The sequence below is a fragment of the Klebsiella sp. HMSC16C06 genome, from assembly GCF_001808325.1.
GTDB lineage: Bacteria > Pseudomonadota > Gammaproteobacteria > Enterobacterales > Enterobacteriaceae > Klebsiella > Klebsiella variicola.
The window spans coordinates 70023-80302 of the sequence record NZ_KV793000.1 but is presented as its reverse complement, the minus strand read 5'-3'; the positions used below and the strand labels follow the sequence as shown (position 1 = coordinate 80302).

Genomic DNA, 10280 nt, shown 5'->3' with positions numbered 1-10280 from the left:
AGGGGTGAGCCGCTGTGCGGCGAATAATCGAACGCAGTTCGATGGAGAGTCCGGTCGTAGAAAAGCAAGAACCCGCCTTTTGGGCGGGTTCTTTAAATAGTGGTGCCCGGACTCGGAATCGAACCAAGGACACGGGGATTTTCAATCCCCTGCTCTACCGACTGAGCTATCCGGGCAACGGGGCGCATTAAACCGTAATCCGCCCACCCCGTCAACCAAATTTCTTAAATTACTTATCGATTGCTTATCTTTGCGGCAATTCTGCGTTCAAAGGCGCGTTTTGGCTTAACTTCACTGCATGCCGTTATCACCCTCGCGGGTTTTCCAGCCGCTGGTAATGGCGATTACGTGGCGCAACCCGGAGATAATATAATCGCCAATGACCTCTTCATCCTCGCGCGGGGAGCTCAGCGTAATTTCCGCATCCACGCCGTGGCGATAGGCGCCATGGTGGCTAAAAATAGTGCCGATATAGCACTTCCCGTTCAGCCAGACCGGAATATAGGCCACTGTCTCATAGATATAGTTGATGGCGACGCCGCTGTAGTAGTTATCCGCCTCGTCGGCGGAGGTGCCCGGTGGGATGGGGCAGATCGGCGCATCGTTGTCGCTGACGGGTTTGTCTTTCAGCAGGCTGCCCTGCATGACCTCCAGCGAACGCAGCAGATCCGCTTTATCGCTGTCGCTGAGGGGTGGGGTTAACGGCTGGTCTTTCTCCGGGGAGCGGATGCTGTTCAGCGTATAGCGATAGCGAACCGTCACCGCGGGCGTCTGGCTCGCAGTGCTGAACGGGCGCAGCAGGTAGAGATTATCTTCGCCAAACTGGCCGTTGTACCACAGGGCATACACCTGACCGTTGATTTTGACCCAGTGGTTCCATTGGTTAGCCCCGCGGCCATTGATAGAAAAGAGGGCGCCGGGCACCCCGGCATCGAAATCATCGCCGTTATCACTGTCGCTGCCGTCGACGGCGGCAAAGTCATTATCGCCGCGCCGGAGCACCCCGGTGTAGCTGAAGAGCCCGGTGCCGCCCACGTAGCTGTCGATGATCAGATCGCGTTTGCCGTCACCGTCGAGATCGATCAGGGTAAAGCTGACTTTACCGTTTTCTGAATCTGCGCTGATCGAGGAGCGCAGAAACGCCTGCCACTCGTCATCGCTGATATCCGGGGAAGGTTTGCTGGTCGAAACCAGGGTGTCATCGGCGTAGGTGAGCGTGAAGTCGGTAATATGGCCGGTTAACGGAAACTGCTCGGCGACCTTATTCAGCGACAATTCTGGATCGCTTTTTTGCGCTTTTAACACTGCGTTATACAGCGTGCGCAGGGCGAGGTTATCCGCCTCTTTCTGCTGCCTGGGGATCACCTGGCTGACAAAGGTCGGCAGCATCCAGGTGCCGCCGGGGGTGATTTCCCGACACATACCGGTGCTGTACTTCAGGCTGGGGGTAAAGGTTTTACCGTCCCAGACGCGGGTTTCGCCGGTTAGGCAGTCGGCAATGCCCCGTTCTTTGTGCAAAAAGACGATAGTGCCGTTGGCGTAGCTCGAGGCCTCGGTGGTCAGCAACCGTGGCTTGTTCAGCTGGGCGTTATCGACCAGCCACAGCGCATAGCCGTCGTTATAGGGCGCTCGCCAGCAGAGCGCCTGCACCAGAGAATGGGTTTTATCCAGCGCGGTCAGCGTGATCTGGCGCTCTGCCGCCGGGATGGCCGGGTTCTGCCAGTCGTCACAGCGCTGGTTCAGCAGCGGCGTCAGGGAGGGCAGCAGCTTCTGGCGCTGAAGTATGCTCAGCGCCACCGGCTGCGCGTTATGGATCACCGGGGCGGCGATAATCTCCGGGGCGGCAGTGGCTGGCAAAATGGCATCGTCGCCGGCATCGCCTTTATCCAGCAGCGCGTCGGCGGTGCCGGTGCGTCGCTGAAACGCATCCATTTTACCCAGTACCTCGCGGCTGCCGGCGCTGGAAAGCGGCAGGTGCTGGCCGTTAAGGGTGAATTCGATTTTGCGCTGATTCGCCAGGGCCTGTAGCAGGGCGGCAGTCTGATCGCTGTCCAGACGGAAGTGGCTGTCGTCCTGGGCGTCCAGCGCGCCAAGATCCCGGTCGTCGATCAGCAGGCTGGCGGTGGAGTCGGCGGGGATATCGTGCTCGATTTGCGCAAAGGTGGCCGTGGCGGCGAGGCGCTGTTCGCTGCCGGCGTTGCGGGTCAACAGCACGCTGACCTCGCCCATGCGGACGCCGTAACCCGCCGCCCGGCAGGTGCCAGTGTTATCGCAGGCGAGCTCCCAGTCTTTTTGCGTAAAGGAAAAACCTTGCAGGGGAGCCGCCAGCAGAGGTGTGGAGCACAGCCCCAGCCAGGCAGCCCAGAAGAACGCGCGCATATCAATCCCTGTCAGCAATCAGTGAGGGGGAAATTATAGGCGCGACGTGGCGGTTAGGATATCAGAATCAGGTTAAGGCGCCGCCCATACGACACTGGGCGAAGCGCAGAATATCTTCTGCCAGCCGCCGGGCCGTATCCACATCCGTCTGGCTACGCTTGATCAGCAGACGGCTCAGGCAGCCCTCGACGATCAGCTCCATCTGTTTAGCGACCATTTCCGGGTCATCCACCTCCAACTGAGTCAGCAGCTCATGAGTATAGGCCAGCGAAGCCTGCTTCTGCTGTTCCGCCAGCTGGTGAATGGGGTGCTGGGGATCGGGATAGAAGGTGCAGGCGGCGATAAACAGACAGCCGGGGTAGCGGTGGTTACTAACGCAGGTGGTGAGCGCGGCATAGCGTGCCAGCAGCTTTTGCTCTGCGCTTAAGGTGTCGTCCAGCAGCAACTGTCGGCGCCAGGCATCCACCTGCTGGCTCAGATAGCGAAGCGCGTCGTACAGCAGCGCTTCGCGATCGGGCCAGAAGCGTTTCAGGTCGCTCGTCGGACAGGACACGCGCTCAGCGACCATCTCCAGCGACGTGTTGGCGATACCTTCAATTTCAAGAATTTTAATGGCTTCTGCCAGGACGTCTTCACGTAGCACGGTGTTCTCCTCCATCTTTCCTCCTAAAGTGTCGCTCACGCTTGCCAATCGCGCAAATGGGCGCTGAATGCCGCGGCATCCATAAAGCCGGTGACTCGCCGCTCAGGCTGTTCCTGACCCTCAGCGTTGAAGAACAAGATCGTCGGCAGACCGAGCACCTGCAGGTGTTTCAGCAGCGCGACGTCTTGCGGGCTGTTCTTCGTCACATCAATCTGTAATAACACGGTGCCTTTCAGCGCCTGCTGCACGTCAGGTGAACTAAAGGTGTATTTTTCAAACTCTTTGCACGCCACGCACCAGTCGGCGTAAAGATCGAGCATCACCGGTTGGCCTTTTGCCTGCGCCAGCGCCTGGTTAAGCTCGGCCACCGAGTTGACGCGGGTGAACGTCAGATGCGCCTGCTGCTCGACTGCCGGAGCGCCAAATGCCCAGTCCTGTAGGGGCCGCGCGCTGACCAGCGCGGCAGCAAGCAGGATGATTTGTACCAGCCGCATCCACGGCCGGGTAGCGCCCAGCGAGGTGATAAACGCCCAGCTGAAGAAGGCGACGCCAAGCATTGACCACAGACGTAATCCCCACGGGTCGCCGACAATGCGCTCCAGCAGGAAAACGGGCAGAGCCAGGATCACGAACCCGAAGGCGGTCTTCACATGGCTCATCCACGGGCCGCTCTTCGGCAGCAGACGGTTGCCAAATACGGTGACGAGGATCAATGGCAGGCCCATGCCCAGCGCGTAGAGGTACAGCGTGCCGCCGCCCAGCCACAGATTACCGCTCTGGGCGATATACAACAGGATGGCGCTCAGCGGCGCGGTGGTGCATGGGGAGCAGATCAGTCCGGCAATGGCGCCCATCGCGAAAACGCCACCGGGCGAGCCGCCCTGGCGCTTATTGCTGAGCAGCGCCAACCGCGTCTGCAGCGAGGAGGGCAACTGGAGCGTGAACAGGCCGAACATGGAGAGCGCCAGCAGAATAAATACCACCGACAGTCCCGCCAGGACATACGGGTGCTGCAGGGCCGCCTGGAACTGCAGACCGGCGGCGGCCACCACCAGCCCCAGCGCGGTGTAGGTTAAGGCCATCCCCTGGACGTAAATAAAGGCCAGCAGCAGGGCGCGCGCGGTGGAAAGCCGCTGCTTTCCGCCCAGCACAATGCCGGAAATCAGCGGGTACATCGGCAGCACGCAGGGGGTGAAGGCGATACCAATACCTATCAGCAGCGCCCACAGCGCCGTAAAGGGCAGGCGGGCAGGCGTGTCTGCAGGCGGCACTGCGGCAGGCGCAGGTGATGTGGCGAGCTCCGGGGCCGGTCGCGGCTCAACCGGCAGCGGCGGGTTGAACGCCGGACGGCTGCTCGTCGACGGCATGGGCTCGATGGCGGTTGCCTGGCCGTCGGCAGAAGTCGCCAGCACGGCGCTCAGCGGGATCACTTTGGTTTCCGGTGGATAACAGAATCCGGCATCGGCGCAGCCCTGCCAGGTGACGGTGAGGGTGGCGTCTTTCTTCGCCTGCTTCACCGTGACCGGCACGGTCAGGCGCTGGCGGAAAATCTCGCTTTTGCCGTAAAACTCATCTTGATGCCACTCTCCTGCCGGGAGCGCCGGTTCGTCGATCGTCGCCCCGGCGGCGCGAAAGGTAAACTGTTGACGATAAAGATAGTAACCATCCTTGATTTGCCAGCTCAGGTTGACATCGTGCTGTTGCTGCTGAAAGTCAAAGGCAAAAGCCTGGTCAGCAGGCACGAAGTTCGAGCGCCCCGGCGCGTCGAATAACCCGGCGGTGGCTGACGTGCTGCACAGCAGCAGGATCAGCGTAATGATGCGGTAAGCCATGAGAGGTAATCGTTGTCTCCATGAATGACGGGTAGAACCAGCAGTTCAGGGGTTTGATACGGGTGGTGAGACTTCAGGCAATCCAGCAGCGCCTGCTGATGGGCAAGGTCGGTTTTGAGCAGCATCTGAACTTCATACTCCTGCTCGAGTTTCCCTTCCCAGTAATAGAGCGAGGTGGCGCCCGGCAGCAGCGTGGCACAGGCGGCCAGCTTGTCCGCCAGGGCTTTTGCCGCCAGATCCTGGGCGGTCGCTTCATCCGGCGCGGTACAGAGCACAACAACAGCATCAGGCGTAGTCATCATGAACCTCGTATCAGCGAAAAGAGGCACTATAGCACGCAAGATGCGGGGATATTAGCGTCACGATCGGGGGTAGGGGAGGGAAACGGGCAGCGGGCCCGCGCGGGGCCCGCTGCCAGCGGTATTTACAGCATAATCCCGCCAAAGATAAAGCCCAGGATCACGCACAGCGTGATAGCGATAACGCCAGGGATCAGGAAGGCGTGGTTAAAGACGTATTTGCCGATGCGCGTCGAGCCGGTGTCGTCCATCTCCACCGCCGCCAGCAGGGTCGGATAGGTTGGCAGGACGAACAGTGCCGAGACGGCGGCAAACGAGGCGATCGCCGTCAGCGGGCTGACGCCGAGCAGCAGCGCGGCGGGCATCAGCGCCTTGGTGGTGGCTGCCTGTGAGTAGAGCAGCGTGGCGGCGAAGAACAGCACCACCGCCAGCAGCCATGGGTAATTGTGCAGCAGGTCGCCGGCCACGGCCTGGATATCGCTGATGTGCGCTTTAACGAAGGTATCGCCCAGCCAGGCGACGCCGAGGACGCAGACGCAGGCGCTCATCCCGGATTTAAAGGTGCTGGCGTTGAGCACTTCGCCAGTGTCGATTTTGCAGGTGATGCTAATCAGGGTGGCGATGGTCAGCATAAACACCACGATCGCTTCGTTACGCGGCAGCACCGGGTTCTTGATCAGGCCGACGGTATCGCTGATGGCCGTGGCGTAGAACATCACCGCCACGATGCCGATCAAAAACAGGAGGACAGAGCGTTTGGCGTGCGGCTTCAGCTCAAACACCTGGCTGCCGCGCAGTCTGACTTCCCCCTTGGCCAGCCGCTCCTGGTAAATGGGATCGTCTTTCAGTTCGCAGCCGAGGAAGTTGCAAACAATCGCGGTGAGCATTACCGCCAGCAGGGTGACCGGAATACATATGGCCAGCAGCGTCAGGTAGCTAACGCCCAGCGGCTCAAGGATCCCGGCAAAGAACACCACCGCCGCGGAGATAGGCGAGGCGGTGATCGCTATCTGAGAGGCCACGACCGCAATCGACAGCGGACGAGATGGGCGAATGCCTTGCTCTTTGGCCACTTCGGTGATCACCGGCAGCGTGGAGAAGGCGGTATGGCCGGTGCCGGCGAGTACGGTCATAAACCAGGTCACCAGCGGGGCAAGGAAGGTAATGTACTTCGGGTGGCGGCGCAGCATCCGTTCGGCGAGGCTGACCAGGTAATCCATCCCGCCTGCGACCTGCATGGCGGCGATAGCGGCGATGACCGCCATGATGATTTCAATAACGTCGAAGGGTATCGCACCCGGTTTGATTTGAAAAATAAGCGTCAGGACAAGGACGCCAAGGCCACCGGCAAAGCCGATACCAATGCCGCCGAGCCTGGCGCCGAGATAAATCGCCAGCAGGACAATAACCAGTTCTGCACCAAACATATATGCCTTCCTTGTTTTTTAACAAGTTGATATTGGATTGTTGTATTTTAGTAAAACTAAAAAGCAAAAAAGGCATGTCATCGCTGACATGCCTTTCAATGACTAACCGGAAAGATTACTGTTCGCTTTCATCGGTATAACGCTTCGCTTTATAAGCAGGATGCATCAGGTTTTGCGCGGAGAAAATATCATCCAGCTCCGCCGCCGTCAGCAGCCCACGCTCCAGCACCACTTCCCGCACGCTCTTGCCGGTTTCGGCGCAGATCTTGCCGACGATATCGCCATTGTGGTGGCCGATAAACGGGTTGAGGTAGGTGACGATGCCGATGGAGTTGTAGACGTAGCCTTCACATACCGCTTTATTGGCGGTGATGCCGTTAACGCATTTCTCCAGCAGGTTGTAGCAGGCGTTGGTCAGGATATGTATGGATTCGAACATCGCCTGGCCGATCACCGGCTCCATCACGTTCAGCTGCAGCTGCCCGGCTTCGGAGGCCATGGTCACCGTGGTGTCGTTGCCGATGACTTTAAAGCAGACCTGGTTGACCACCTCCGGCACTACCGGGTTAACCTTCGCCGGCATAATAGAGGAACCCGCCTGCAGCTCCGGCAGGTTGATTTCGTTGAGGCCCGCGCGTGGACCGGAAGAGAGCAGGCGCAGGTCGTTACAGATCTTGGACAGTTTCACCGCCAGGCGTTTCAGCGAGCTGTGAACCATGACGTACGCCCCGCAGTCCGAGGTGGCTTCAATCAGATCTTCCGCCGGAACGACCGGTAAGTTGCTCACTTCCGCCAGCTTCTGCACCGCCAGCTGTTGATAGCCGTCCGGGGTGTTGAGGCGTGTACCGATGGCGGTGGCGCCGAGGTTCACCTCCAGCAGCAGCTCCGCAGTGCGCAGAATACTTTTGGTCTCTTCATTAAGCAGCACATTGAAGGCATGGAACTCCTGGCCGAGGGTCATCGGCACCGCGTCCTGCAGCTGGGTGCGGCCCATTTTGAGAATGTCCTGGAACTCCACGGCTTTCGCCTGGAAGCCTTCGCCCAGCTGTTTAATCGCATCGATTAACTTCAGGATGGAGGCATACACCGCGATGCGGAATCCGGTCGGGTAGGCATCGTTGGTGGACTGGCATTTGTTGACGTGATCGTTTGGGTTCAGGTACTGGTATTCGCCTTTCTGATGGCCCATCAGCTCGAGGCCGATGTTCGCCAGGACTTCGTTGGTGTTCATGTTTACGGAGGTGCCGGCCCCGCCCTGGAAGACATCGACCGGGAACTGGTCCATGCATTTGCCGTTATTCAGGACTTCGTCACAGGCGGCGATAATCGCATTTGCCGCGCTTTTGGGAATGGTCTGCAGCTCCTTGTTCGCCAGCGCGGCGGCTTTCTTCACCATCACCATGCCGCGCACGAATTCTGGTATGTCGCTGATTTTGCTGTTGCTAATGTAGAAGTTTTCAATCGCTCGCAGAGTATGAACGCCGTAGTAAGCGTCCGCGGGAACTTCCCTGGTGCCCAACAGATCTTCTTCGATACGAATGTTGTTTAACATGTGAACCTTCTTTTCAAGCTGCCAATGAATTCACCAAATACACAGAATATCCAGGATTCAGTATATTTTCTGGCCGACGATTATTTCCTTAACCGGCCTGGTGCCCAAGATCATATGCTGATGATAGCGAATATCAGTAAGCTTGATCACTTATTACATCGCGGGTGTGAGAAGATTTATTAATCTGTGAAATGGGTCACCGCTTTCCTATTGCTGGAAAAAATAAGCATTTCCGCTGATTGAAAAGCCGCGCAGCATCCCCATCTTAGTGGGATGCGATCAGCAAATTGATGATTACGGGGGCTGAGCTCAGCGCCCGTTGATGAAGGAGACGCCGGTGCGTTGGATTCCGTTTATTGCCTTTTTTCTTTACGTTTACATTGAGATATCGATCTTTATCCAGGTCGCGCACGTGCTGGGCGTCTTTATGACCCTAATCCTGGTGATCTTTAGCTCGGTGGTAGGGATGTCGCTGGTGCGTAACCAGGGCTTCAAAAATTTCCTGCTGATGCAGCAGAAGATGGCCGCAGGCGAGAGCCCGGCGGCGGAGATGATCAAGAGCGTTTCACTGATTATTGCCGGTCTGCTGCTGTTGCTCCCGGGGTTCTTTACCGACTTCCTTGGCCTGCTGCTATTGCTGCCGCCAGTGCAGAAGCACCTGACGATGAAGCTGATGCCGCATCTGCGCTTCAGCCGGATGCCGGGCGGCGGCTTTAGCGCCGGTACTGGCGGCGGTGAGACCTTCGAAGGGGAATTCCAGCGTAAGGATCAACAGCGCGACCGTCTGGACCATAAGGACGATCCCCGCGATTAATACACGCCCGGCCCGGTCAGCAGATGCGACCGGGCCGCTTTCTTTCCAGGCCTACACGCTTCCCGTCGCCAGCTTGCGCCTGGGTAAAAACAGCCACAGCCCCGCCAGCATCACCAGCGCGTACAGGCTTTTCCAGCCGACCATCGCCAGCAGCAGCAGACAGAGAATGCTGCCCACCACCGCCAATAGCCGATAGCGCCCGCGCAGCAAACGACAGCCGGCCAGCATGCACAGCAGGTAGATCATGATGAAAATGCCGTTGGCATAGACGATCAGCGCGTCCAGATTGATATCGAGCAAATAGATACACAGGGTGCTGACCACGCAGGAGCCCAGCACGGCGTTGAGGGCATTGCGCGGGATCTGCCGTGGCGACAGCCGTGCGAGGTAGCTTTCGGGCTTATGCTGCGCCTGCGACCAGACCAGGCGGGCGAAGCTTTGAATATAGATGTTGAGGCTGGCGAAACAGGCGAGATAGCCGATGACGCAGGCCACCCACAGCGCTTCGACACCGAACAGACGGACCACGATGTTCGGTAGCGACGCGGCCGCCGCCATCTCCTCGCCAAAGGCGTGGAAGTGCAGCACCAGCACGGTACAGGCCCAGTAGACCGAACCGGCAAGCAGCAGGCCTATCATCAGCGCCCTGGGGAAATCACGCTCGGGATGTTTAAACTCCGAGGCCAGGTGAGCAAAAGCTTCCAGACCGACAAAGCACCAGAACATGACCGACAGCGCGGAGAAGAGCTGACCATGGTCGATCTCCGTCAGGGCGGGGAAGGGGATCTGCGCCGGGCTTATCCCGCCACGCCACCAGACGGCGACGATCAGCGCCACAATCAGCACGGCAACCAGCGTCTGCAGGTTGGCGCTGGAGCTGGCGCCACGCGAACCGATCCACCAGACGATGGCCAGGGTGCCCAGCTCCGCCAACAGTAGCTGCGCATCATGCCAGCCGAACAGCGCCTGGCCGAAGCCGGTGGCGATGTGCAGCGCGGCGGGGAGTCCGACCGGGATAACGGATAAAAACAGCCAGCCGGTGACGCTGGCCAGACGTGGGCCAAATGCCATATCGACAAAGTGGGCCACGCCGCCCGCGCTGGGAAAATGGCGGCCCAGCAGGGCAAAGACGATGGCAATCGGGAAAACAAGGAGAATGAGCAGCGGCCATGCCCACAGACTGTTATCGCCAGCGACCAGCGCCGCCAGCGCCGGGACGGCGAAGACGCCGGTACCCAGCAATGAGGTGGAAAGTAATCCGACTCCCTGTCCCAGTCCCAACTCCTGTTTTAAACCACTCATGATTCCATCCTGCGCCAGTGAAAAAAAAGAGA

8 protein-coding genes and 1 tRNA gene are annotated in these 10280 nt (G+C 59.0%); 1 reads left to right on the top strand and 8 read right to left on the bottom strand.

The annotated features are described in order from the left end of the window. Positions 1 to 100: 100 nt before the first annotated feature. From HMPREF3142_RS11675 to aspA, 7 genes are all read right to left on the bottom strand, one after another. Positions 101 to 176, bottom strand: a tRNA-Phe gene (locus HMPREF3142_RS11675). Positions 177 to 291: 115 nt separating this feature from the next. Beyond that, a complete protein-coding gene (locus HMPREF3142_RS11670) occupies positions 292 to 2379 on the bottom strand; it encodes a DUF1176 domain-containing protein (protein ID WP_042946867.1) in 2088 nt (695 codons plus the stop codon). Positions 2380 to 2446: 67 nt separating this feature from the next. Then, on the bottom strand, positions 2447 to 3022 hold the full coding sequence (locus tag HMPREF3142_RS11665) for a transcriptional regulator (RefSeq protein WP_032691323.1): 576 nt from the start codon (positions 3020 to 3022) through the stop codon (positions 2447 to 2449). Positions 3023 to 3057: 35 nt separating this feature from the next. Beyond that, positions 3058 to 4854, bottom strand: coding sequence for a protein-disulfide reductase DsbD (locus tag HMPREF3142_RS11660; protein WP_070612090.1), 1797 nt, complete (start codon positions 4852 to 4854; stop codon positions 3058 to 3060). After that, positions 4830 to 5153 (bottom strand): divalent cation tolerance protein CutA, encoded by a 324-nt coding sequence (gene cutA, locus HMPREF3142_RS11655; protein ID WP_008807222.1) that lies wholly within the window; start codon positions 5151 to 5153, stop codon positions 4830 to 4832. The genes HMPREF3142_RS11660 and cutA overlap by 25 nt, the downstream gene beginning before the upstream one ends. A 125-nt stretch (positions 5154 to 5278) precedes the next feature. After that, positions 5279 to 6580 (bottom strand): anaerobic C4-dicarboxylate transporter, encoded by a 1302-nt coding sequence (locus tag HMPREF3142_RS11650; RefSeq protein ID WP_008807221.1) that lies wholly within the window; start codon positions 6578 to 6580, stop codon positions 5279 to 5281. A gap of 115 nt (positions 6581 to 6695) precedes the next feature. Continuing rightward, on the bottom strand, positions 6696 to 8132 hold the full coding sequence (gene aspA, locus HMPREF3142_RS11645) for an aspartate ammonia-lyase (RefSeq protein ID WP_002885424.1): 1437 nt from the start codon (positions 8130 to 8132) through the stop codon (positions 6696 to 6698). Between the two features lie 337 nt (positions 8133 to 8469). Between aspA and HMPREF3142_RS11640 the strand changes: the two genes are divergently transcribed. Next, positions 8470 to 8946: an FxsA family protein gene (locus HMPREF3142_RS11640; protein ID WP_022064659.1), complete on the top strand. Its 477-nt coding sequence runs from the start codon at positions 8470 to 8472 to the stop codon at positions 8944 to 8946. 51 nt (positions 8947 to 8997) lie between these two features. Here the strand turns inward: HMPREF3142_RS11640 and yjeH are convergent, their stop codons facing one another. After that, entirely contained in the window at positions 8998 to 10248 is a 1251-nt protein-coding gene (gene yjeH, locus HMPREF3142_RS11635) for an L-methionine/branched-chain amino acid transporter (RefSeq protein ID WP_012543132.1), read from the bottom strand. Positions 10249 to 10280: the final 32 nt, after the last annotated feature.